Below are 23159 nucleotides of genomic sequence, written 5' to 3' on the forward strand. Positions count from 1 at the left end.
GGGCACCGGCATGGGCAAAACGGACACAAAGACCGGAGGGTATATGGAAGATCTCGCTGCGCTCAGGCAGGCGGATGCCGCGCGATACCGCGCGATGCTCGCCGCCGATATTGCGGGGCTGGAAGGCCTGCTTGCGGATGAACTCAGCTATACCCACTCCTCGGCGTTGCGCGAAGACAAGCAGGCATACCTGGCATCGCTGCGCAGCGGGCGGGTGCGCTACCTGCAGGCGTCGGTACGAGAGGTTGGGCAGGAAATCTACAACGACATCGCCGTGATGCAGGGCAAGGCCCTGCTGGTTGCCGTGGTCGACGGCGTGGAACGCACGCTGGACAACCGCTTCCTCTGCGTGTGGAAGCGGCGGGAGGGCGCGTGGCAGATGCTGGCGTGGGCCTCGACGCCGATCCCCGCGCCGGTTGCTGCTGTCCCAGGCCAGGCATTTCAATAGATATATTGATATGGACTTCATCATTCATTGCCTTGACCACGCCGATGCGCAGCAGCGCCGGCTCGACAGCTACGACGCACATCGCGCCTACCTGGCTGCCGCGGAGGTCCGGTGCGTCATGTGCGGGCCGTTGATGTCCGATGACGGCGGCCGCATGATCGGCAGCCTGTTCCTGGTGCGTGCGCTGGACAAGCGGCAGGTCATCGACTTCACCACGGGCGATCCCTTCCAGCAGGCCGGCGTGTGGAAGGAGGAGCAGATTCATCCGTTCCTGCTGCGGGTAGACAACCGCGATCCCGACTGAACGGACGCGATGATAACTGCATCAGCTATGACCCGACCTTTGCCTACGCGCTCGCCGTGATCATCCAGGACGGCCTGCGCCGCATGATGCAGGAGCAGGAGGATGTGTACTACTACCTCACGGTGATGAATGACCGCGGCTCAACCGTGCCGCAGCAGGGGCGCCGGCTCAGGCACCTGGCTGCCGCCCGCGGCGCGGGCCTCCCACGGCGGCGGTGACATTGCCTGCTGCAGGTATTGCACCAGCGTCCGCACTTTCTGCGAGGTGAAGTTGCTGCGCGGATAGATCGCGAAGATGCCGTCGTCGAGCGGAACCTCGTGCGGCAGCACCTGGACCAGGCGGCCCGCCGCCAGGTCCGCCGAGATAATGAACAAGGGCAATACCGTAATGCCATGGCCGGCCAGCGCCGCGTCGCGCAGCACTTCGCCGTTGTTGGCGGTGAAGACCCCGCGCGGGGCGATGACCTTCGGCGCGGCCTGCGGGGTCGCGCCACGGAACGCCCACACCTGGCCGGGCGCGGAGTTGCTGTACGACAGGCAGGCATGCTGCGAGATGTCGGCGAGGCTGGCCGGCAGCCCGGCGCGCGCAGCGTAGGCCGGGCTGCAGCATGCGATGCGCCGGCTCACCGCCAGCCGGCGCGCGATCAGCGCGCTGTCGCCCAGCCGGGTGATGCGGATGGCAACGTCGTAGCGCTCATGGCCGGTATCGGCCAAGCGGTCATCCAGCTCCATCACGACATGCAGGCGCGGGTGGGCGCTGGCAAACTCGGCGATCATCGGCGACAGCCAGAGCGTGCCGAAGCTCATCGGCGCCAGGATGCGCAACTCGCCGCATAGCTGCTGCGATGTCTCGGAAATGCTTTCCGCCGCATGCGTCAGTTGCGCCATCGCAGCACGGGCCTGTTCGTAGAAATGCCTGCCGCTTTCGGTGGGCTGCACGCTGCGCGTGGAACGCTGCAGCAAGGTCACGCCAAGGCTGCGCTCCAGGTCGCTGATACGTTTGCTGACAACGGACTTCGACAGTGCCAGGTGGCGCGCGGCACCGCTCACGCTCCCTGACTCCACCACCAGCAGGTATGCCTCGATCTCCTCGGTCTTGAGTTGCATGCTGGTCTTCCATATTTCGTTGCTCTCGGCACGAAGGATACCGGGCGGTACTGTACAGGAGCAATGGTTGGAAGCCTTGTCAGGGCCCTTCCAGTTGGCGGGAGTACAAAGCCCCATATCGGCTTGCCGCTTATGCCGTTCCGCTAGGCTCGAACGGGGGCGAAAACTATCCTGGCTTCGCGCCCGAGCCGATGATGAGTTCAAGCTCGGTCTTGAAGCCTTCACCGACGTCGAACTGCTTTAGGCATTCATAAACATCGTTCCAGGCCCTCACCCTGGCCGCGACGTCGAGGTCCGCTACCACCGCCCGGTATGCCCCGGCGGCTTCCTGCATCAGTTGCAGCGCATCGGACGCGCTCGGCAAGACGAGCTGCGCTCGGACGTGCCGTGTTTCCACATCGCCAAGACCGCTGTCGTGCATCAGGCGTTCCAGCACGCCATCGCCTCCCAGTGCAAAGATTCCGGGTTGTCCGGGCGCGGGAGGAGACTTGCCCGCGTGGCGTAGAAGGATCGCCATCGGCTGAGCCATAAAGGGATTGGCGGCGGGCGTCGTGAAGACCAGCGCCGCGAAACGCGCGCCAGGCTTGAGTGCGCGCTGGACAGATTTCAATGCCTCACCAGGCGACGGAAAAAGCATTAGTCCCAATCGGCACATCGCCGCGTCGAACGGGGCCAGTGTCTCGTCCAATTCGTCTGCTGCGCATTCCAGCGTTTCGATATTCTGAAGGCCGGCACGGGCGGCATTTCGGCGGACATGCTCCAGCATGGTGCCCGATATATCACTGGCGACCACTTCGCCGTCGGCACCCACTCGCATCGCTGCCTGGATGCTCTGGCTGCCGGCACCGCAAGCCAGATCGAGAACGCGCATGCCCGGCCGGACACCGGCCATATCAATGAGCGTGTCCGTGGCGCCAGAAAGAGTGGTGGCGAACACATTCTCCCACTTCGCCCAGCCGGGTGCTGCCGACTCCCACGTATTGCGAAGACTGGATTTCACTCCGTTGTCGGTCATCTGGAGACTCCCTCAGGATCCACCGCCGCCTGTACAGAAGCATTGTATTTCCATCACTCATGAGCCGGCGGATCCTTGTCATAAAGAGAAAAGTTAAAGGCACGCAAGGGAAAGCGGAAAGCGGCGCCAGGCTCGATGATTCGGTCATGCAAAGTGCACTCGGACATCAACCCGTCTGAGTCACACCAGCACCGGCTTGTCCATTTTGTCCATCGGCGAGCCCAGGCGGCAAGCCCCAGGCAAGCCGTGACATCTACTCAAGAACAGGAGACCACATGGCGAAAGTCGTTAAGATTTACGAGACAGGCGGACCCGACGTCCTTCGTTTTGAGGACGCGCATGTGGGTGATCCGGGGCCAGGGGAGGTTCGTGTCCGTCACGTGGCCGCAGGTCTGAATTTTGCCGACACTTACTTCCGCAGCGGTACCTATAAGGTCCCGCTGCCCAGCGGCATCGGCAACGAAGCCGCCGGCGTTATCCAGGCCGTCGGTGCCGGCGTCACCCATCTGGCGGTCGGCGACCGTGTGACCTATACGGGCTTTACCAACACGCTGGGCGCCTACAGCACGGAGCGGTTGATCTCCGCCGCACCGCTGATCAAGCTGCCGGAGACGATCAGTTGCGAAATCGCGGCTGCCATGACCATGCGGGGCCTGTCAGCGGCCTACCTGATGCGCCGGATCTACCCCTTCAAGGCGGGCGACTCCATCCTGCTGCATGCCGCGGCAGGCGGTGTCGGCCTGATCATTTCGCAATGGGCCAAGCTGCAGGGACTGACGGTGATCGGAACGGTTTCTACCGATGCCAAGGCCGAAATCGCGCGCGCCCATGGCTGCGACCACACGATCAATTACAGCCATGAGGACGTGGCCACGCGCGTGCGGGAGTTGACGGATGGCGTGGGCGTGAACGTGGTCTTCGACAGCGTGGGCAAGGACACCTTCATGGCCTCGCTGGACTCCCTCAAGCGCCGCGGCCTGCTGGTGTGCGTGGGTTTCGCCTCCGGCCCGGTCACCGGGTTCGATCCTGCGATCCTGGCCCGCAAAGGCTCGGCATTCCTGACGCGCCCGGGCCTGGCCGACTATATCGCCGATCCTGCCGAGAAGGCGGAACTGGTGAGCGAGCTGTTCGGCCACGTGGCGGCGGGCCGCATCCACATCGGGATCAATCAGCGCTATGCCCTGGAAGATGCCACGCAGGCACATCGGGACCTCGAGTCCCGAAAGACCACCGGCTCGTCCATTTTCGTGATTTGACAGCGCGAAGCAGCCTTCCCATCTAGTTCGACGTTCCCAAGATTCAAACCTCAACCCGGAGATCCATCGATATGAACTTCCTTGACGGCCACCTGTATCCCGAGAACCAGCAGCCCCTGATCATCACCGCCGCTCCCTATGCGCCAGGCTGGATCCCGTCAGACTTCCCGGAAGACATCCCTGTCACCATGGCGGATCAGATTCAGAAGGCGGTGGATTGCTACGAAGCTGGTGCGAGAGTGCTGCATCTGCACGTGCGCGAAGAGGATGGCAAGGGCAGCAAGCGGCTGTCCAAGTTCAACGAACTGATCGCCGGCGTGCGCAAGGCCTGTCCGGAAATGGTCATCCAGGTGGGCGGCTCTATCAGCTTCGCGCCTGAAGAGGGACAGGCCGCCAAATGGCTTAGCGATGACACGCGGCACATGCTGGCCGAACTTGATCCGAAGCCGGACCAGGTGACGGTGACCGTCAACACTTCGCAGATGAATGTGACGGAGCACGCCAGTGTGGATGATTTCAAGGGAGTTTCGCGGGGGTTCGCGCACCTCTACGAAACCTACAAGGACATGGTCGTTCCCTCGAATCCCAGCTGGTTCGAGGAGCACGTTCGACGCCTGACGGCCGCCGGTATTCAAAGCGAGTTTCAATGCTACAACATCAACAGCTTTGAAACGATTGAGCGGATGATTCGCCGCGGTGTCTACAAGGGCCCGCTGGTGATGAACTGGGTGGCGATCAGCGGCGGCATGGATCAGGCGAACATCTACAACCTGGCCAACATTCTGCGTGCCGTGCCGGACGGAGCCGTGGTAACGGTGGAGAGTTCGGTGCTGAACGTGCTGCCCATCAACATGATCGGCATGGCTTTGGGCCTGCATGTGCGGTGCGGCATCGAGGACGTACTCTGGAACCAGACCCGCACCGGAAAGATGAGCACGGTCGAGCAGATCAAGCAATTGGTGCGTATTGCCGGCGAATTTGGTCGGCCCATCGCGACCGCGCAGCAGACCCGCGAGATCTTGCAGCTTGGGGTCTTCTACGACACGGTGGAAGAGACGCTGCAGAAGAATGGCTTTTCCCCCAATCGTAACGGTGGCCACCAGGGCTTCCTGCGCAAGGCCGAATGCATGTAAGTAGCCCTTGGGGGAACTTGACAGCATTTGCGGTATTGGCGATGCCAGCGTTGCTCATGCCGCCATGTGCGTCGCGCCTGCTGCCAGGGCGACGCACATGGAAGGCGCGCAGCTTGACCAATCGTCAACAAAACAAGTACATGGAGGTAGACAATGGCATTGCGAATTCAAAAGCTGGTTGCGGTCACGCTGGGCACCGCAGCGCTTCTGGCGTTGTGCGCTTCAGGGCAGGCGCAGGAAGCCTGGCCCGCGCGCCCGATTCAGATGATCGTGGCCTCGTCGGCAGGATCAGGAACCGATGCCCTGGCACGGGTGATGGCGCAACGCCTGTCGGCATCCCTGAAGCAGCCAGTCGTTGTTGAAAACCGGCCGGGCGGCAGTGGAGTCATTGGGACAAGCGCTGTAGTCAAGGCGCCGGCCGACGGATACACGATTCTTTACACCACGGCATCGAACCAGGTCATCGCCCCGGCCGTTCTGAAGACCATCCCGTATGATCCTAAGAAGAGCCTTGTCCCAATCGCCGAGACGGCCGAGGGTGGCGTGATGTTGCTGGTGAGCAATGATCTGCCGGTCCACAACCTGCAGGAGCTTATCCAGTTGGTGAAGGCGAATCCGGACAAATACAGCTACGCTTCCTGGGCCACCGGCTCTTCAGGGCAGCTGACGATGGAATGGCTCAAGAAGCAGACCGGCATGAAGACCGATCACGTCGCATATCGGACCTCGAATCAGCTATTGACTGACCTTTCCTCAGGTGTCGTGAAAATCGGCTGGACCGATCCGGCCGCGCCCGTTCCCTTCCTGCGTTCCGGAAAGGTCCGCGCCATTGCCATTACCGGCAATGTGCGTGCGCCGCAGCTGCCTGATGTCAAGACCATGGGTGAACAGGGCTATAAGTTCGATATGGTGGGGTGGTTCGGCATGTTTGCGCCAGCGGGAACCAACCCGGCGATCGTGAAGAGGCTGGCCGATGAAGTCAACAAGGTGCAGGCGTCCCCTGATCTCGCAGCGATGATGAAGAGCATGAACTTTGGGCCGCCGCCGGTGAAGACCTCGGTGCAGTTCGGCGAGACTGTCAGCAACGATCTGCAAGCCTGGTCGAAGATCGCGGTCGATGCAAAGATCCGGCTCGATGAATGAAACGTGTTGTGACCGGGGGCGTTCTCACTTTGCCGGTGGCGAGGCAAGGCTGCAGCAGGTGAGGCTCCCCCGGGATCCGTGCCAGGTCGGAATCATGAACAAATCCGGTCGGCAGCGCTTGCCTGCGAAGGGGCTGCCTGTCGGCGCACGCTGCCGCTTGCGGCCCGGCTCTCCTTGGGGCTGCAACCGAATTGCACGTGATACCAGCGCGAGAATCCGCTTAGCGCGGAAAAGCCGAGCAGTGTCGCCACTTCAGTCAACGGACGATCGCTCTCGATGACATGACGGGTCGCGAGCTCCGTGCGGACTTCGTTCACGATCGACGAGAAGCTCTGACCCTCTTCCGCCAGCCGGCGCTGGACCGTGCGGCACACCACGCCCAGGCTATCAGCTACCCGTTCGATGCTGCAGCGCCCACTGGGCAATAGCAGCAGGATGGTGCGCCGCACGTCCTCATGCATTGTCGCCCGATGCGGCATGGCGGACTTGTCGACCAGCTGCTGCGCATAGCGCACCATGGCCGGATCGGCCCACGGATTGCGCGCATCGAGGTCGGCCCGCGCGCAGAGGATCCCGTTGAAGTCACAATCGAATTCGATGCGAGGGCCAAAAAACCGCTGGTGTGCGCTCAGGTCGCGCGGCGCCGGGTGCTCGAAGCATACGCGCTGCGGCTGCCAGTCGGGCTTGAGAAGCTGGCGTATCAACCGCACCATGACCCCCAGGGCCAGTTCAACCCTTTGGCGGGTTGGCTGATGCGCGCTGCCGGCGATCAGCGCCTCGCGGATGATGACCAGTTCGCCGCATTCCTCGACTGCCAGTGACTGCGCACCGTTGAGCATCGGCTGGTAGCGCATCAGCGTGCCAAGCGAGTCGCGCAGCGTCGCCTGGTCGCGGATCAGCATGCCTACCGCCCCGAGATTGGACAACTGGCGTGACTCGGCCATGCACAACCCGAAACTCTCGTTGCCCGACAGGTCTGCGGAGGCCTGGAGCAGGCGTCCGAAACGCTCGACTGGAATCATGAGGTCCGGCTCGCGAAGTACGCTCGGACTAATTCCTGCGTCAGACATCAGCCGCACCGGATCCAGTCCGGCGGCACGAGCGACCTCGCTGTAGTTGGTCAGGGCTGCAGCGCGGACAAGTAACGACATCGGGAAATGAGGCTGAAAATGGACAGCTCATGATAAATCGCTGTCACGTACTGTCAAGCGAGAATGACCCGCGACGTTCATCCTCTCAAGGTTGCGGGGAAGCGTTGAATCCTCTGGTTTCCTGTGCAATCGGATGGTTGTCGTCAATTGCCAAGTTCCAGGCGCGCAAGGCAAAGCGGGAAGTGTCGCCAGGCACGATGATATGCGTCAGCGGTCATTATCGAGAATTGTCACGTGAACGCGACTTGACTTCCTTCGCGACGGCGCCGCCGGAAAGCCTGGAACGCCGGATGCTCATCCGCAAGCAGCCGGACTCTGAACCCGTTCGCAGATTCATCCACCTGCAGGAGACGTAGAAATAATGAAGATCAGGCAAATCACCCCCGCCATCGGGGCCGAGATTTCTGGCGTCAACCTTGGCGAGGCGGCGCGCGATCCTGCGCGCTTCGCCGAGATCCGCGCGGCGCTGCTCAAGCACAGAGTGCTCTTCTTTCGCAAGCAGGAGATCACGCGCGCCGATCACGTGGCCTTCGCCAGCGGCTTCGGCAAGCTGGAAGACCATCCGGTGGTCGGCAGTGTTCCCGGGTATCCGGGCCTCGTGAAGGTCTACCGCAGCGACAACCCGCACAGCTACGAGAACAGCTACCACTGCGACGGCCTGTGGCGTCCCAATCCGGCCATGGGCGCAGTCCTGCGCTGCATCGAATGCCCGGAGATCGGCGGCGACACCATCTGGGTCAACATGGTCAAGGCATACGAAGAGCTGCCGGAGGAGATCAAAAGGAAGATCGACGGCCTGCGCGCCAGGGCCAGCATCGAGCACAGCTTCGGTGCGGTCATGACCCCGGAAGACCGCGCAAAGCTGGCCCAGGATCATCCGCCGGTGGAGCATCCGGTGGTACGCACCCACCCTGAGACCGGCGAGAAGATCCTGTTCGTCGGCGCCTCGTTCACGACGCACTTCACCAACTACAGCACCCCGGACAACGTGCGCTACGGCATCGACAAGTCGCCCGGCGCCTCGCTGCTGCTCAATTACCTGACCAGCCGCGCCACCATTCCCGAATACCAGGTGCGCTGGGCATGGCAGGAGGGCGACGTTGCGGTCTGGGACAACCGCAGCACGCAGCACTACGCCGTCAACGACTACTACCCGGCACCGCGCAAGCTCGAGCGCGCCGGCATCGTGGGCGATATCCCCTGCTAAGCCGCAAGCGGGCCGGGAGAATCACTTCCGACCATCGGCCGTACTCGCCGACGGACCAGGCTGCGCTGGCGAATCATCAAATCAAGCGAGGAAAATGAATCCCATGACATCCGGAAATCAGCCAACGGTTGTGATTGTTCGCGGCTTTCGCGATCACATGCCGGAGCACTGGCAATCGCTGCTGGCAGAGCGTTTGCAGCAGCAGGGACGAGCGGTGCGCATTGTGCCCCAGATTGATCAGGACAAGCGGTTGCGCAGTGCCAGGGTGGCCAACCTTGACCGTGTCGTAAGCAGCATTGCAGGGCCGGTCATCCTGGTTGCACATAGTGTTGGCTGCCTGATCACGGTTCACTGGGCACAGGAGACGGCGCGCGCCGTGCAGGGCGTGCTACTTGCCGGGCCGACCGACTACGACAGTCCGTTGCCGGCCGGATACAAGGATCCGCAGGCGCTGGCAGAGGAAGGATGGATCCCTATCCCGCGGCGGCCTCTGCAATTCCCGAGCATCGTAGTGGCGAGCCGAAATGATCCGCTCGGGAAGTTCGAACGAATCCGCGACCTGGCGCAGGCCTGGGGCAGCCGTTTCGTCGATGCCGGGGAAGTGGGCCATCTCGGACCGGCAGATGGCTATGGACCGTGGCCGCTGGCAGAGGAACTGATTCAGCAACTCTGAGTGGCTACGTCTCCTGCCGGCTTCCACGCATATCTTGCCGGAACATCTACTTTCCAATTGGCGACATTCAGGGCGTGGTCACAGCCGGCGACGGCAAAGTTCCCGAGCATTTGCGGCGTCGCATGAAGCAGTTCATTCCCCAGCCAGAGAACGAAGGAAATCTACCATGGCAGTTCCCCAGAGCAAGGTTATTGTCACGTGCGCCGTGACCGGTGGCATCCACACTCCGACGATGTCGCCTTATCTCCCCATTACCGCGCAGGAAATCGAAGACGAGGCTGTTGCCGCGGCCGAGGCAGGCGCCTCGATCGTCCATCTGCATGCCCGCAAGCCGGAGAATGGCCAGCCGTCCCAGGACCCCGCGCTCTTTCGTGAATTCCTTCCGCGCATCGCGGCGCGCTCCGACGTGGTGATCAACCTCACGACCGGCGGCGCCCCCAACATGCTGGTCGAGGAGCGCCTCCAGCCGGCGTTGCAGCTCAAGCCGGAAGTGGCCTCGCTGAACATGGGTTCAATGAACTTCGGCTTGTACCCGATGCTCGCCCGGCACAAGGAGTTCAAGCACGACTGGGAGCGTCCTTACCTGGAGGGTTCCGAGGACCGCGTCTTCCGCAACACGTTCAAGGAGATCCGCTACATCCTGGAGTCGTGCGCCGACAATGGCACTCGCTTCGAAGTCGAATGCTACGACACCAGTCATCTCTATACCGCCGCCCACTTCGCTGACCGCGGCATACTCAAGGCGCCGTTCTTCATCCAGTCGGTGTTCGGCCTGCTCGGCGGCATCGGCTCGCATCCCGAGGACGTCATGCACATGCGCCGCACCGCCGAGCGGCTGTTCGGCAAGGACTACTACTGGTCGGTGCTCGGCGCCGGCCGCAGCCAGATGCCGATTGCCTCGATGGCCGCTGCCATGGGCGGAAACGTCCGCGTGGGGCTGGAGGACTCGCTCTGGGACGGCCCGGGCCGCCTGTCGAAGAGCAATGCCGACCAGGTCAGGCGCGTCGTTGGTGTTCTGGAATCGCTGAACCTCGAGGTGGCTACGCCGGACGAGGCGCGTGACATGCTTCAACTGAAGGGCAGGAACGCTGTCGCATTCTGACAGTGCGAATGTTGTGCCGGCCAGTTGAGCATCCGGGCATGCGCGCGTCTTGAACATCTTCCCCAGGCTCTCGAATAGCTCCTCTTCACTCCCCCGAAGGAAATTCTCATGTCTCATGCTGTTGTCTTGATTACCGGTGCGACGGCAGGCATCGGCCGCGCGACGGCGCTTGCCTTTGCAGCCAAAGGTGCACGACTGGTCTGCTCGGGTCGGAACGCCGCTGCCGGAGATGCCCTCATCTCGGAACTTCGGCAGATGGGCGCGGAAGCGGACTTCGTCGCGGCCGATATCAGCCGTGAAGACGATGTCATCCGTCTTGTCGGCCATGCCGTCGAGCGCTTTGGATGCCTTGATATCGCAGTGAACAGTGCCGGAACGGAAGGAACCCCGGGATCGATCGTCGAGCAGACCGTCGAGTCGTACACGACGATTTTCGATGCGAATGTCCTTGGGACATTCCTTTGCATGAAGCACGAGCTGCGCGCGATGATCTCGCAGAAGCGTGGGGCGGTCGTCAACCTCTCTTCCACGATGGGCAGCCGCGGCAACCCGCGCAATCCCATGTATGTGGCAAGCAAGCACGCGATCGAGGGCTTCACCAAGTCGGCGGCGCTGGATGCCATCAAATCGAATGTCCGCGTCAACGCCGTGGCGCCGGGCCCGATTGAAACGGAAATGCTCGGACGCATTGCCGGCGGCGCGGATCGGGTCGCAGCTGTCGCCGCAACGATCCCAGCCGGACGCGTCGGCACACCGGAAGAAGTCGCTGAGGCGATTATCTTCCTGGCATCCGGCCAGTCCACGTACATCACGGGCCAGATCCTTCACGTGAACGGCGGGAAGACAGCCGCGTAGCTTTCATGGCATTCCTGCGCTCCCCCAGGCGCGGCTGTAGTCGCGCACTTGATCCGGTTCAGGCGCGGGAGGGGGGCGACAGGGGGGCGACGTGCCACCCATCACTTCGACAGAAGCATGACACGTCGCCACTATGCGGGCCTCAGAAGACGTGACGGATACCCACGGCAACGCCAAACATCGAGGTCTGGCCATTGGGGAGCGCGTAACTATTCAACGTAAGACTGGTGGCGAAATTGCTTGCCGCCGATTCCATGGCCAGGCCAGCGTTCTTTGAATAGGCCGTGGTCAGGTAGATGTCGGTACGCTTGGAGAGCACGTAGTCTGCAATCAGCGCAATCTGCCAGGGGTTGGCAATGTGAGTGTTCCCTCCCAGGTTCTTCACGTCCTGGTAGTTGTACTCGAGCGTGAAATCGAGAGTCGGTGAGAACCGGTATTGACCGCCAATCCAGTAGAAATCGTCACGTTGAATCAACGTGCCATTTTGATTCTTGTTCTGACCCCAGCGATAACCGCCCATTACCTTCGCCGTTCCATTGAGAGCGTAGCTGGCCATGACAGCAGCCTTCTTATAGGTACCGTGGCCAGTGCCGATCGTCGGATTCCATTGGTCATAGCCGACGCCCACCCCGAAAGGCCCGGCAAGATAGTTCAGCCCTGCTCCATAGCTTGTGTCCCGGCGGAACTGCCCTGGCACTTCACCGTTGCCACCAGCAGTCGGGAGGGTGGGAGCGACTTGCGGAAGTGTTGTGCCCACGCCAAACGACCAGTTTGCCATGGCCGTGAGCCCCCCGAACACGCCGGTGTACTTCACCGCGTTGTCCTGGCGGAAGTTGGCACCGGCAATCACGCCGGTAGGCTCATACTGGCTGGCATATCGCGCCGGGACAAAGTTGGCTAGCGTGGAGAACAACGAATGGTATTGCCGGCCGAAAGTAATCTGGCCATATGGCGACTCAACGCCAACAAAGGCCTGGCGGCCAAATATCCGGCCACCCTGTTGCAGGGTACCGGTATCGCTCGAGAAGCCGCTCTCCAGAACGAAAACCGATTTCAGCCCGCCGCCCAGGTCTTCCCTGCCGCGAAGGCCCCAGCGCGAGCCGGAGTAGCCGCCGGCGTCCTGTCTGAATGCTTTGCCGCCCGTGCCCGGATTGAATCCGTTACTCGCCTGCGGCACGGCACCAACGTGATTAACGTACTCGACGTTCACGTCCATCACGCCGTAGAGCGTTACGCTGGATTGCGCTTTGACTGCGCCACACGCAACCATCGCGGCGAGGGCGATCATCGTTCTTTTCATCTACTCGTTCCTCCTTGGCCCATGTTCTGGTTTCATTCTTGTGATGCTCGGCAACCCTGACATGCAGGATCAGGGTGCTGGGCGAGTGTCTGATGCCTTGGGCGCGTCGCGCTTGTGTTGCTGCGACTTTGAATTGCTGATTGGCGACACGTTGGGGCATACCCCTACCCGGCAAGCGGCAGACGTTGCGGACGCTGATGCGGGGCGTGTGACTGGCGAGTTCACAAGGGCTTGGCGCTGACGCATAATCCCAGGGCATACGGATAGCACGGCAGCGGCGGTTGAAGCCGCGCCGCATCGAATCCGGCCCCGGCGAAGCGCCGGGATAACAAGAAATCGGAGTCGCCTTGTCAGAAGATCAGGTGCAACGGGGTCCTGACGGGAACTGGATAGTTCCTATCCCCGGTCACAGTCCTTACACGTTCACCCGCATGAAATGCGGTTTCGATGCCCCCGACTCGCGCCACAAGGTGGTCGTGATCAACCTGGCGAAACCGCTCGCCTGCGCCGACCGCGATACCACGGACTATGTCCTTCAGGCTGCGCAGTACTGGCATGCGGGCAAGGTGCGCGGCATTTGCGAGTTCCTGGCGCCCGGCCAGGAGCGGATTCCGGAAGTCCCCTATGTAACGTTCACAACCCGGCGCCGCCGTACGCTATCCGGGCTGATCGGCATTCCCAGTGAAGGCGTGGTGTCGTTTCGAAACGGCCAGCATCGCGCCCGCTATCTGGCGTTTGCCGGCGCAAGCAGCCTGCCGGTTGAAGTCCATGAAACCGAGGCGGAACTGCTCGAGCGATTCTGCGGGTGGGGTCGTTAGCCAGCGCCTGGATGCCTGGCGGGCGCGTGAGCCTTGCCGTGGATGAAATTGTGCGGTAAATGGCATTTGCCGGTTACCCGGTCTGATCGCTCGGGGATCCGGTCCGCCCGGGAAGCTACAGTAGTAACATCGTCCTACCCACGCGCCAAGGAGCAGGGCATGCAGTTTCTCTGGCCGCAAATGCTATGGCTGCTGCTCTTGCTCCCACTGCTGGCAGCCGCCTACCTGTACCTGCTTGCGCGGCGCAAGAAAATCGCCCTGTTGTATTCCAGCCTTGCGCTGCCGCGCGCCGCGCTGGGCCGCAGGCAACGGCTGCGGCGTCATATCCCGCCGCTGCTCTTCCTGCTCGCGCTGGGCGCGGCGCTGCTGGCTTGCGCCCGTCCTACGGCGACCGTCACGCTGCCGTCCGACACCATCACCCTGGTGCTGGCCATGGATACTTCCCGCAGCATGGAGGCCACCGATGTCGCGCCCACCCGGATCAGCGCGGCCCAGCAGGCTGCGCGGGATCTTATCGTCGGGCTGCCGGCCAGCGTGCGCCTGGGCATTGTCTCTTTTGCCGCCACGGCGACCGTGGTGCTGCCCCCGACCGACAACCGGCAGGACATGATCGACGCGATCGATCGCTTCCAGCTCCAGCGCGGCACGGCGACAGGCAGCGGGCTGATCCAGGCGCTGGCGATGCTGTTTCCCGACGATGGCATCGACCTGGAAGCGATCCTCTTCAGTGGCGAGTCGCTCGCCCCCGGGCCGGGTGGCAGATCGATGACAGAGGCCGCGGCGGCGGACGCCGTCCGCAAGCGCGACCTGGAGCAGCCGGCGGCGCTGCCGGGCTCTTACCGGCACGGTGCGGTGATCCTCCTCAGCGACGGCCGCCGCACCACCGGCCCGGACCCCCTGGACGCCGCGCGCATGGCGGCCCAGCGCGGCGTGCGCGTCTACACCGTGGGCTTCGGCATGCCGCAGGACGGGGGTGCGGCAGTGTCTGGCCTGTCTTTCTACATGCAGCTGGACGAGCCCACCTTGCGCGCGGTCGCGGCGCTCACTGACGGCGAGTACTTCCAGGCAGGCTCGGCCGCGGACCTGACGCAGGTGTATCGCCGGCTGAGCGCCCGTTTCGTGCTCGAGCGCAGGGCAATCGAGATCGGCGCCTTGCTGGCGGCGGCCTCGGCCGTGCTGCTGGCGGCGGCGTGCGGGCTGTCGCTGCTGTGGTTCCGGCGCTGAACTGAAAGACCTCTGCCGGCGCCGGGATGGCGCCGGGGCGACAACAGCGGTCGTGGACGACTTCGTTGGGCGGCATCGGCACCCGCTACCAGTGGGCGCATCAGGCCCAGGCCAGATCAGGACCTGACAGCGATTTTGTATGTCTTTGTATTGCGCAGCCGGGGCGATACGCTTGGTGACAGCATCGGCCTCCCTGCACTACACGCGCGATACACCGGTCTCCTTAAATACGTTCCGTGGCCCGGCGCCGAAATCCAGCGAAAGCAAGCACCGGGCGCTCACAGTTCAACGTCGATTCTTGAGGAAACCAATCATGACTACCAACATCGCCCGCCGTTTCGTACTGGCCATCGCCTTGACCGCCGCAGCGGCAGGTGCCCAGGCCGCGAGCCTGTCCCATGTGGGCGCGCGTGACCCGTACACAGACGGCGCCCGCTCGGTGCTGGATGCGCGCGACCCGTACAGCGAAGGGGCGCGTTCGGTGCAGGAGCCGCGCAGCGCGTACAGCGACGGCGCCCGCAGCTTCGATCCCTTCACCGATGGCGCACGGACGCTGGCCGGCCTGGACCGCACCGGCGTCTCCGCGGCACCGGCGCGCAGTGCCGACCCCTATCTCGACGGCGCACACGCCTGACCCACGCCATCACCGTCTATCAAGGAGCAAATCATGACCCGCATCGAAAATGTGCTGTACACCGGCAAGGTCCATATCACCGCGGGTGGCCGCAACGGCGAAGCCCGTAGCGATGACGGCCGCCTGAACCTGCAGTTGTCGTCGCCGGGGTCCAGCGGATCCGGCACGAACCCGGAGCAATTGCTGGCGACGGGATGGTCGGCATGCTTTATCGGCGCGATCGGACTGGCTGCCGGCAAGATGAAGGTCAGGCTGCCGTCGGACCTGTCCGTCGACGCGGAAGTCGACCTGGGCACGGCCGGCGAAGCCTACCTGCTGCAGGCCCGCCTCAATGTCCGGATTCCCGGCATCGAGCGCGACGTGGCCCAGGCACTGGTGGATACCGCGCACCAGACTTGCCCGTATTCGAAGACCCTGCGCGGCAACATCCATGTCGAAACCAAACTGATCTGAAGACCCGGGGATCCGCCTGCGTTCGCCAGGCGGTCCCACTCACCGAAGGAGGAAATCCATGTCGAACACCAGCACTCCTGCCGCCATGGCAATTTCGCCGGGCACGTTCCATGGCATTACGCTGGTCGGGGCCGTGGTGGCCGCAGTGACAACTTTCGTGACGCTCGCCGCGGCGTTGCCGGCCTGGGCCATGTTCCTTGGCTGGGTCGGCTACAACTCGCGCGGCCAGACGGTGCGCGAAGGCCTGGCGAATCTTGTGGCACTCCTGCTCGGCATCGTGTTTGGCGCCGGGACGGCACTGCTGATCGGATGGCTGTCCCCGCACGTCGGGAACCTTGCTACGCCGCTTGCTGTATTCGCCGATGTGGTGCTCGTGCTCAGCTTGCGGGCCTTGCCCGGCATCAACAACCCGCTTGCCTACTTTCTGGGGCTGATCAGCTTCTTTGCCGCGAGCCAGCCTCCGACTCCGTCGTTGCTGGCCGGACTGGTCGCGGCGGGGGTGCTCGGCGCGCTGGGCGGTGGCATCAGCAATGTGCTGCAGGGACGCCTGGCGCGCTAGCGCTGCTACCCGCAATCACGGCGAGTGCGGAAATGCCGTGATGGCATCGCAATCGCATCCGATCGTATCCGGTTTGCGCCGGATGCGGTCGCGTGCGCCTTCCGGCCGGCTACGCCGTTGCCGGGCGGGCCCATGATATATTCGCATGCGAACAAATTCACAATGCCGCCGAACACATGGAACCTCGCCTCGTCTACCTGTTGAACGTGGGCCAGCAGCGCCTGCAGCGGTGGTCTCAAGCGCGCATTGCCTCCGGTGGCGTGACATCCGCCCAGGCCGGGCTGCTGTTCTTTCTGGGCAGGAATGATGGCGCGCTGATGAGCGAAGCCGCCGCGGCACTCGATCTGGGCGCACCCGGGATGAGCGGGCTGGCCGACCGGACCGAACGGGCCGGCCTGATCGAGCGCCGGCCGGACGATAGCGATCGCCGTGCATCGCGCCTGTGGCTGACGGAAGCAGGGCGCAAGGCGCGCCTGCGCTCCAAGGCCAGCATGAAGGTATTGAATGCCAGGCTGACCGAGGGCTTCACCCCGGACGAGATCGACGTAGTGGCGCGCTGGCTGGGCAGTTTGCAGACGAAATTTCCGGCCGCCGACGAGGATCAGGAGTAACCCGGGGCAGCGGCGCCGAATCGAGGACGCGAGGCAGCCGGCTTACTGCCCGTCGAGCCTGGTGAAGTCCGGCTTGCGCTTTTCGGCGAAAGCCTGGAAGGCTTCCCTGGCTTCCGCACTGGCCAGCCGCTCCTCGAACCTGGCGCTTTCGCTGTGCATCTGCGACACCAGTTTTTCCGCATCGCGCATCAATTTTTTCATGGCGCTCAGCGAGCCCGGCGGCCGGGTGGCAAGCTTCTCGGCCATGCGGCGCGCCTCCGGCCGCAACTGGTCATTGCCGACGACCTTGTTCGCGATGCCCCAGGCCACCGCGGTCTGCGCGTCGAGCGGCTCGCCCAGCGCGAACATCTCGAAGGCCCTGACGTGGCCGATCCGCAGCGGGAGCAGATGGCTCGATGCCGCCTCGGGAACCAGCGCCAGGTTGACGAAAGGCGTGATCAACTGCGAATCCTGGCCGAGCACGACGTAGTCGCAATGCAGCAGCATGGTAGTTCCGACGCCGACGGCCTTGCCGTTGACGGCGGCGACAGTCGGTACCGTCGAGTTGGCAAGGGCGTGCAGGAAGCGATGCACGTGGCGTTCGCCGCTGTGCTTTCCCGCCGCGATCGCGGCGAATTCGCCGATGTCGTTGCCGGCGGTGAACATGTCCCCGTCTCCCTGGACCAGCAGGACCCGGATACGCCGGTCCTGTTGCGCCTGCTCGATCGTGTCGGCGAGTGCGCCATACATGTCGTTCGTCAGGGCGTTCTTCTTGTCGGGCCGGGCAAGCGTCATGGTCAGCACGCCGCCGGTGAGGTCAATGCGGATTTCGGGGGTCATTGGTCGGTCTCCGGGTGAGTTGCGGGATGGCAGGATGCCGTGCAAGTATCGGAATGAAGTTCGCGTGCGAAGTATATATATATAATTCGCATGCGAAGTAAACGGATGAAGGCTAGGTGCGCTGTCCATAACCGCAAGCCCTGGGCGCCGTGCGTCGCAGGCTCACCGAGCCGTGGCGGTCGCCTGTTCGGCCTGAAGGCGCTGATACAGCGCGAGGCGCTTCTGATACTCGGCGTTTTCGAAGTTGGAAGCGCGGTCGCCAAGCCGGTACTCCGACAGCCCGGCGCGGTGCCAGGCTTCGAGATCGGCGCGCACGGCTTCGCGGGTCAGGGCGCGGCTGGTGGCGTTCGTATCGGCTGCTTGCGCATGCGTCGGGAAAGCGAGGCTCGAAGCCATCAGCGCTGCAGCGAGCAAAGAAATCGTGATGAGTTTCATAGCATTTGAGACCTGTTCAAACGTACCGGGCGTCGCCTGTGACACCCGCCTCCAGCCTTCTCAGCCGGGGAGCGCCGATCCGGCGCCCCGGGATAACTGCCAGAGAACTGCCAGTGAACTACCGCGCCACGCCGTACCGGGCCGCGGGCCGGTCACGTGACAGATTGGGACCGAGCGCGGCACGTGCAGCCTCGAACGCCTTCCAGTCCGCGTCGTCGGGCAGCGATGGCACGGTAATCACTTCACCCAGGTCAAGCCCGGCCAGCGCGGCATCGACCAGGTCGTCGCCGCTCATCACGATGCCTTGCGGCAGGTTTTCGACCGAATGGCCGGCGGTGTCCCAGAACTCGGTCCGCGTGGCGCCGGGAAGCACGGCCTGCACGCGCACGCCCTTGCCGGCAAGCTCATGCTGCAACGACTGGGTAAAGGCCAGCACGAACGCTTTCGTGCCGCCATAGACGCCATTCAGGATCTCGGGCGCCACCGCGACGATCGACGCGATATTGATGATGGTGCCTTCGCCGCGCGCCACGAATGCCGGCGCGGCGGCATAAGTCAGGCGGGTCAGGGCCGTGACGTTGAGCTCGATCATCGCCTGCATCTTGTCGACGTCCGAGACCTCCAGCGGTGCCGCGGCGCCGACGCCGGCATTGTTGACCAGGGTGTTGATGCTGGCATCGCTGCGCAACAGTTCTTCGATGCGGCGGACATCGGCAGCCTGGCCAAGGTCCGCGGTCACGATCTCGACCGAGCGGCCGGTGTCGTCGCTGATGCGGCGGGCCAGCGCTTCGAGGCGGGAGCGATTGCGCGCCACCAGGATGAGATCGTGGCCGCGGCGCGCGAGGCGATCCGCATAGATCGCGCCGATGCCGGACGAGGCGCCGGTGATGACGGCGGTGCCGGCGTGGATGTGAGTCGTCATGTCTGAGCTCCGGGGTGCTGGGGAGGAGGGTGGAAGCCGTGGCCGGAATGGCCGGCTGCGTGAACTGAAGAGTAGGGGCACAATGGCATGGCGCCAATGTCATATATGCAACCTTTTCTGCCATCGCCACCGGCGGCGCGCTCATGCAGGGAGGGAGGGTGCGGTACGGGAGGCAACGGGATATGTACCGGATTGTGGCGTGTGCTGCGCCGGATACAGTGAGATACACGGAGAATTGCCGCCACCCATACAATGGCGTCGACGCAGACTGGCGGTTCACCTGACTTTTCTGAGGGGATAGAGATGGATGCACACGTCGACCATGTCCTGGTTGTCGATGACGACCGGGAAATCCGCGAGCTGGTATCGACCTACCTGACCAAGAATGGCCTGCGCGTGACCGTAGCGCAGGATGGCCGGCAAATGCGCTCGATCCTGGAAGCCAACGCCGTCGACCTGATCGTGCTGGACGTGATGATGCCCGGCGACGATGGCCTGGTGCTGTGTCGTGAACTGCGAGCCGGCAAGCACAAGACCACCCCGATCCTGATGCTGACCGCGCGCAGCGACGAGACCGATCGCATTCTCGGCCTCGAAATGGGTGCCGACGACTATCTCCCCAAGCCTTTCGCGGCGCGCGAGTTGCTGGCCCGCATCAAGGCGGTGCTGCGCAGGACGCGCATGCTGCCGCCCAACCTGCAGATCACCGAAGCGGGCCAGCTGCTGGCGTTCGGCGACTGGCAGCTGGACACCACGGCGCGGCACTTGATCGACCGCGATGGCATCATCGTCGCGCTCAGTGGCGCGGAATACCGCTTGCTGCGCGTGTTTGTCGACCATCCGCAGCGCGTGCTCAACCGCGACCAGCTGCTCAGCCTCACGCAAGGCCGCGAGGCGGAAATGTTCGAACGCTCGGTCGACCTGCTGGTCAGCCGCTTGCGCCAGCATCTCCGGGACGATGCGCGCGAGCCCCGCTACATCAAGACCGTGCGCAGCGAGGGCTACGTGTTCTCGGTGCCGGTCGAGATCCGGGAGGCCCGGCAGTGAATCTCCGCGCCTTGCCGTGGCCCCGCACGCTGGGCTCGCGGCTGTTCCTGATCTTGCTGGCCGGGCTCGTGGTGGCCCATGGGCTGTCGTTCGGCGTGCTGTTTGGGGAGCGCTACATCACCGCGCGCCAGGTGATGCTCGGCACGCTGGAAACCGACGTGTCCACGTCGATCGCCATCCTCGACCGCTTGCCCGCGGCGGAGCGGCCGCAGTGGCTACGGTACGTCAATCGCGGCAACTACCAATATGTGTTGGGGCCGGGTCTGCCAGGCATGCCGGAGATGAGCGAGCAGGCCCAGGAGATCGCCGATCGCATCACCGAGGCGAGCGGCGGCCGCTTTCCCGTCAGGGTCGAGTCGATCCCGGGGCAAGGCAAACGCCTGCAGGCGCACCTCACCCTCAGCGATGGCAGCCCCCTGACCATCGACGTGCATCCGAAGCCGCCACCCGTCGCGCAATGGCTGCCCTATGTGCTGGTGCTGCAGCTCTTGCTGCTGGTGCTGTGCTGCTGGCTGGCCGTACGGCTGTCGCTGCGTCCCGTGGTGGCGCTGGCCAATGCCGCCGACGCGCTCGACCCGAACGCCGCGGGCAAGCCGCTGGCCGAGACCGGTCCGACGGAACTGGTGCGTGCGGCGCGCGCGTTCAACGCCATGCGCGAGCGCATCGCACGCTTTGTCGAGGAACGCGTGCAGATCCTGGCGGCGATCTCGCACGACCTGCAGACGCCGATCACGCGCATGAGGCTGCGCGCCGAGATGGCGGAGGACTCCGAAGACAAGCGCAAGCTGGTGCACGACCTCGCCGAGATCGAGACGCTGGTGAAAGAGGGGCTGGCCTATGCGCGCGCCATGCATGGCGACGGCGAGAAGGCATCGCGGATCGACATCGGGTCATTTGTCGAGAGCCTGGTCTACGACTACCAGGACACCGGCAAGGCCGTCACGATCCTGCAGAACATCGGCGGCGCCATCATGACGCGGCCGCATGCGCTGCGCCGCATCCTGACCAACCTGACCGACAACGCGATCAAGTTCGGCGGGGCGGCGGAGCTGAGCGTGCGGCGCGATGGCGCGGTGGTGGTGATCGGCGTGCTCGATCGCGGCCCCGGCATCCCGGCGGAGAAGCTTGAATCCGTGGTGCAGCCGTTTGTCAGGCTCGAGGAATCGCGCAACCGCGAGACCGGCGGCACCGGCCTGGGCCTGGCCATTGCGCACCAGCTGGCGCTGGCGATCGGCGGTTCGCTGACGCTGCGCAATCGCGAGGGCGGCGGGCTGGAGGCGCAGCTCAGGCTCGGCTGAGGCGGTGAGGCCGGGACATGCAAACTACCAGCCGCCACCCAGCGCGCGGAACGTTGCCACCGCCGCGCGGGCATTGTCGGCGCGCACACGCGCCTGCTGGTCGCGCGCGGCCAGCAGCAGGCGATCTTCTTCGAGCACTTCGAACAGGCTGACGGCGCCGCCCTTGTAGGCATCCTCGGCCGCGCCGCGGGCGCGCGCGTGCGCGGCCACTTCCACGGCTAGGTCCTTGCTCTGCAATTCCAGCTGGGTCAGGGCGATGATCGCGTTTTCCACGTCCTCGGTGGCGCGCAGCATCGCCTTGCGGTAGGTGGCCAGCGCCTCGGCGTTGGCGCCCCTGGCCTGCGCTACCTCGGCGTCCACCCGCCCGAAGTCGAACAGCCGCCAGCGCAGCCCCGCGGCAGCGGCAGGCTGGAACGCGGCGGCGGTGAACAGCTTGCCGGCGGAAAGGCTTTCGAACCCGAGCAGCGCCGACAGCGACAGCTTCGGGTAGTACTCGGCAGTGGCCACGCCGATGCGGGCGCTCGATGCTGCCAGCCGGCGTTCGGCGGCAATCACGTCGGGGCGGCGTTGCAGCAGGTTGGCGGGGCCTTGCGCCACGGAAATCTGCGGGACCGTGGCGCGTTCGACGGGCGCGAGCAGTTCGGCTGCATACGTGCCCGGATGCGCGCCCATCAGTACGTCGAGGCGGTTCAGCTGCGTCTCCAGCTCGATCTGCAGCGGCGGGATGGTCACGCGGGTCTGTGCGAGCTGTGCTTCGGCCTGCGCTCGTTCGCGTTCCGCGCCAACGCCGTCGGCGAGACGGAACTGCACCAGTTCCAGCAGCCTGGCACTGGTCCGCACCTGCTGCTGCGCGATCGCGATGCGCTGCTGCGCGCCGCGCACGCGGAAGTACGCATCGGCGGCTTCCGCGGCCACCAGCACGCGCACGCCCATGTGCTCGGCTTCGGCGGCCTGCGCTTCCGCGCTGGCCGCCTCGGCGCCGCGCCGCAGGCCGCCCGCCACATCGATCTCCCAGCTCGCGCCGGCGCCCACGCTGTACACCGTGCTGTTGCGGTCAAAGCCCGGCCGGCTGTTGGCAAGGCTGCCCAGCGGTCCTTCCAGCGATTGGTGCTGTTTGACAACGCTGCCCGACAGCGACCCTTCAGGCAGCAGCGCGGCGCCGGCGTACTGCGCCATCGCGCGCGCCTGGTCGACGCGCGCGATGGCGGCTGCCAGGTCGAGGTTCTGTTCCAGCGCACGCCGGATCACCCGGGTCAGCGCGGGGTCGTCAAAGCCCTGCCACCAACTGTCGAGCGCCGGCGCTTCGCGGGTGGCTTCGCGGGCTTCCAATGCCGCGGCGTGCGGGTAGGCGGCCGGCAGATCCGACGACGGAGTCTGGTAGTCGGGCCCCACCGCGCAGGCGGCGAGCGCGGCCGCCAGCAGCAGCGGCACGGCGCGGGCGATGCCGGCGCCGGGGCGCTGCAGACGGGAGCGCGTGGTGGGATGGAGAGCAGAACGGGAGGGATCTTGCGGCATTGCTAACACCTTTCAACGGCGACCTTCAACGACTCGACAGCGGCGGATACTGCACAACCGAAAAACTAACTTGCATGATGATAGTGACTACTCTAGACTAACTTTCAAATTGAAAGCAACTAGATTCTCAG

The 23159-nt window shown here is 64.2% G+C and carries 25 protein-coding genes and 1 pseudogene; 18 read left to right on the forward strand and 8 right to left on the reverse strand.

All coding sequences use genetic code 11. The annotated features are described in order from the left end of the window. The first annotated feature begins 43 nt into the window (after window positions 1-43). The 3 genes and pseudogenes from ACAD63_RS11240 to ACAD63_RS11250 form a co-directional block, all read left to right on the forward strand. On the forward strand, window positions 44-448 hold the full coding sequence (locus ACAD63_RS11240) for a nuclear transport factor 2 family protein (RefSeq protein WP_195427643.1): 405 nt from the start codon (window positions 44-46) through the stop codon (window positions 446-448). A 10-nt stretch (window positions 449-458) separates the two neighbouring features. Next, window positions 459-752, forward strand: coding sequence for a YciI family protein (locus ACAD63_RS11245; protein WP_434032641.1), 294 nt, complete (start codon window positions 459-461; stop codon window positions 750-752). A gap of 14 nt (window positions 753-766) precedes the next feature. Continuing rightward, a pseudogene (locus tag ACAD63_RS11250) lies at window positions 767-886 on the forward strand (hypothetical protein); the annotation flags it as partial. 6 nt (window positions 887-892) lie between these two features. On the opposite strand, the gene ACAD63_RS11255 reads toward ACAD63_RS11250, so the two are convergent. Further along, on the reverse strand, window positions 893-1858 hold the full coding sequence (locus tag ACAD63_RS11255; RefSeq protein WP_434032642.1) for a LysR family transcriptional regulator: 966 nt from the start codon (window positions 1856-1858) through the stop codon (window positions 893-895). Between the two features lie 166 nt (window positions 1859-2024). Further along, a complete protein-coding gene (locus ACAD63_RS11260; protein ID WP_434032643.1) occupies window positions 2025-2873 on the reverse strand; it encodes a class I SAM-dependent methyltransferase in 849 nt (282 codons plus the stop codon). A gap of 275 nt (window positions 2874-3148) precedes the next feature. Between ACAD63_RS11260 and ACAD63_RS11265 the strand changes: the two genes are divergently transcribed. The 3 genes from ACAD63_RS11265 to ACAD63_RS11275 all read left to right on the forward strand — a co-directional run bounded on the left by ACAD63_RS11265 (window position 3149) and on the right by ACAD63_RS11275 (window position 6405). Next, window positions 3149-4129 (forward strand): quinone oxidoreductase family protein, encoded by a 981-nt coding sequence (locus ACAD63_RS11265; protein ID WP_195427647.1) that lies wholly within the window; start codon window positions 3149-3151, stop codon window positions 4127-4129. Window positions 4130-4200: 71 nt separating this feature from the next. After that, complete coding sequence (locus tag ACAD63_RS11270; protein WP_434032644.1) at window positions 4201-5262, forward strand: 3-keto-5-aminohexanoate cleavage protein; 1062 nt, start codon at window positions 4201-4203, stop codon at window positions 5260-5262. 153 nt (window positions 5263-5415) lie between these two features. Beyond that, window positions 5416-6405 (forward strand): Bug family tripartite tricarboxylate transporter substrate binding protein, encoded by a 990-nt coding sequence (locus tag ACAD63_RS11275; RefSeq protein WP_135705333.1) that lies wholly within the window; start codon window positions 5416-5418, stop codon window positions 6403-6405. Window positions 6406-6497: 92 nt separating this feature from the next. On the opposite strand, the gene ACAD63_RS11280 is transcribed toward ACAD63_RS11275, so the two are convergent. Then, window positions 6498-7556: an AraC family transcriptional regulator gene (locus ACAD63_RS11280; RefSeq protein ID WP_135705332.1), complete on the reverse strand. Its 1059-nt coding sequence runs from the start codon at window positions 7554-7556 to the stop codon at window positions 6498-6500. A gap of 361 nt (window positions 7557-7917) precedes the next feature. On the opposite strand from ACAD63_RS11280, the gene ACAD63_RS11285 reads away from it, so the two are divergent. The 4 genes from ACAD63_RS11285 to ACAD63_RS11300 all read left to right on the forward strand — a co-directional run bounded on the left by ACAD63_RS11285 (window position 7918) and on the right by ACAD63_RS11300 (window position 11393). Beyond that, window positions 7918-8763: a TauD/TfdA dioxygenase family protein gene (locus ACAD63_RS11285; protein WP_133096250.1), complete on the forward strand. Its 846-nt coding sequence runs from the start codon at window positions 7918-7920 to the stop codon at window positions 8761-8763. A gap of 103 nt (window positions 8764-8866) precedes the next feature. Then, a complete protein-coding gene (locus tag ACAD63_RS11290; protein ID WP_434032645.1) occupies window positions 8867-9436 on the forward strand; it encodes an RBBP9/YdeN family alpha/beta hydrolase in 570 nt (189 codons plus the stop codon). 166 nt (window positions 9437-9602) lie between these two features. Next, window positions 9603-10538 carry a 3-keto-5-aminohexanoate cleavage protein gene (locus ACAD63_RS11295; protein ID WP_434032646.1) on the forward strand — a complete coding sequence of 312 codons (936 nt, stop codon included), beginning with the start codon at window positions 9603-9605 and terminating at the stop codon, window positions 10536-10538. A gap of 108 nt (window positions 10539-10646) precedes the next feature. Continuing rightward, entirely contained in the window at window positions 10647-11393 is a 747-nt protein-coding gene (locus tag ACAD63_RS11300; protein ID WP_135705329.1) for an SDR family NAD(P)-dependent oxidoreductase, read from the forward strand. A gap of 142 nt (window positions 11394-11535) precedes the next feature. On the opposite strand, the gene ACAD63_RS11305 is transcribed toward ACAD63_RS11300, so the two are convergent. Further along, complete coding sequence (locus ACAD63_RS11305) at window positions 11536-12693, reverse strand: porin (RefSeq protein WP_434032647.1); 1158 nt, start codon at window positions 12691-12693, stop codon at window positions 11536-11538. 347 nt (window positions 12694-13040) lie between these two features. Here ACAD63_RS11305 and ACAD63_RS11310 point away from each other — a divergent pair, with 347 nt between their 5' ends. The 6 genes from ACAD63_RS11310 to ACAD63_RS11335 all read left to right on the forward strand — a co-directional run bounded on the left by ACAD63_RS11310 (window position 13041) and on the right by ACAD63_RS11335 (window position 16992). Continuing rightward, complete coding sequence (locus tag ACAD63_RS11310) at window positions 13041-13511, forward strand: plasmid fertility inhibition factor family protein (RefSeq protein ID WP_434032648.1); 471 nt, start codon at window positions 13041-13043, stop codon at window positions 13509-13511. A gap of 159 nt (window positions 13512-13670) precedes the next feature. Then, window positions 13671-14735 carry a VWA domain-containing protein gene (locus ACAD63_RS11315; RefSeq protein ID WP_135705326.1) on the forward strand — a complete coding sequence of 355 codons (1065 nt, stop codon included), beginning with the start codon at window positions 13671-13673 and terminating at the stop codon, window positions 14733-14735. 313 nt (window positions 14736-15048) lie between these two features. Then, window positions 15049-15369 (forward strand): hydroxyquinol 1,2-dioxygenase, encoded by a 321-nt coding sequence (locus ACAD63_RS11320; protein ID WP_133096243.1) that lies wholly within the window; start codon window positions 15049-15051, stop codon window positions 15367-15369. Window positions 15370-15402: 33 nt separating this feature from the next. After that, window positions 15403-15822 (forward strand): organic hydroperoxide resistance protein, encoded by a 420-nt coding sequence (locus ACAD63_RS11325; RefSeq protein ID WP_434032649.1) that lies wholly within the window; start codon window positions 15403-15405, stop codon window positions 15820-15822. 58 nt (window positions 15823-15880) lie between these two features. After that, entirely contained in the window at window positions 15881-16381 is a 501-nt protein-coding gene (locus tag ACAD63_RS11330; RefSeq protein ID WP_135705324.1) for a DUF1097 domain-containing protein, read from the forward strand. A 176-nt stretch (window positions 16382-16557) separates the two neighbouring features. Next, the gene (locus ACAD63_RS11335) at window positions 16558-16992 is read left to right on the forward strand and encodes a MarR family winged helix-turn-helix transcriptional regulator (RefSeq protein ID WP_434033980.1); all 435 of its coding nucleotides are present in this window, start codon (window positions 16558-16560) and stop codon (window positions 16990-16992) included. A gap of 42 nt (window positions 16993-17034) precedes the next feature. Here the strand turns inward: ACAD63_RS11335 and ACAD63_RS11340 are convergent, their stop codons facing one another. From ACAD63_RS11340 to ACAD63_RS11350, 3 genes are all read right to left on the reverse strand, one after another. Further along, window positions 17035-17811, reverse strand: coding sequence for an enoyl-CoA hydratase (locus tag ACAD63_RS11340; RefSeq protein ID WP_434032650.1), 777 nt, complete (start codon window positions 17809-17811; stop codon window positions 17035-17037). A gap of 162 nt (window positions 17812-17973) precedes the next feature. Next, window positions 17974-18246, reverse strand: a complete 273-nt coding sequence (locus ACAD63_RS11345; protein ID WP_135705322.1) for a DUF4148 domain-containing protein — start codon at window positions 18244-18246, stop codon at window positions 17974-17976. A gap of 118 nt (window positions 18247-18364) precedes the next feature. After that, window positions 18365-19168 (reverse strand): SDR family NAD(P)-dependent oxidoreductase, encoded by an 804-nt coding sequence (locus tag ACAD63_RS11350; RefSeq protein WP_195427652.1) that lies wholly within the window; start codon window positions 19166-19168, stop codon window positions 18365-18367. A gap of 303 nt (window positions 19169-19471) precedes the next feature. Here ACAD63_RS11350 and ACAD63_RS11355 point away from each other — a divergent pair, with 303 nt between their 5' ends. After that, window positions 19472-20215, forward strand: coding sequence for a response regulator (locus ACAD63_RS11355; protein ID WP_133096239.1), 744 nt, complete (start codon window positions 19472-19474; stop codon window positions 20213-20215). Beyond that, window positions 20212-21513 (forward strand): ATP-binding protein, encoded by a 1302-nt coding sequence (locus ACAD63_RS11360; protein ID WP_133096238.1) that lies wholly within the window; start codon window positions 20212-20214, stop codon window positions 21511-21513. Before ACAD63_RS11355 ends, ACAD63_RS11360 begins: the two co-directional genes overlap by 4 nt. A 24-nt stretch (window positions 21514-21537) precedes the next feature. On the opposite strand, the gene ACAD63_RS11365 is transcribed toward ACAD63_RS11360, so the two are convergent. Next, window positions 21538-23028, reverse strand: a complete 1491-nt coding sequence (locus ACAD63_RS11365) for an efflux transporter outer membrane subunit (RefSeq protein ID WP_434032651.1) — start codon at window positions 23026-23028, stop codon at window positions 21538-21540. Window positions 23029-23159: the final 131 nt, after the last annotated feature.

This window comes from Cupriavidus sp. a3 (assembly GCF_051015765.1).
GTDB classification, from domain to species: domain Bacteria; phylum Pseudomonadota; class Gammaproteobacteria; order Burkholderiales; family Burkholderiaceae; genus Cupriavidus; species Cupriavidus oxalaticus_A.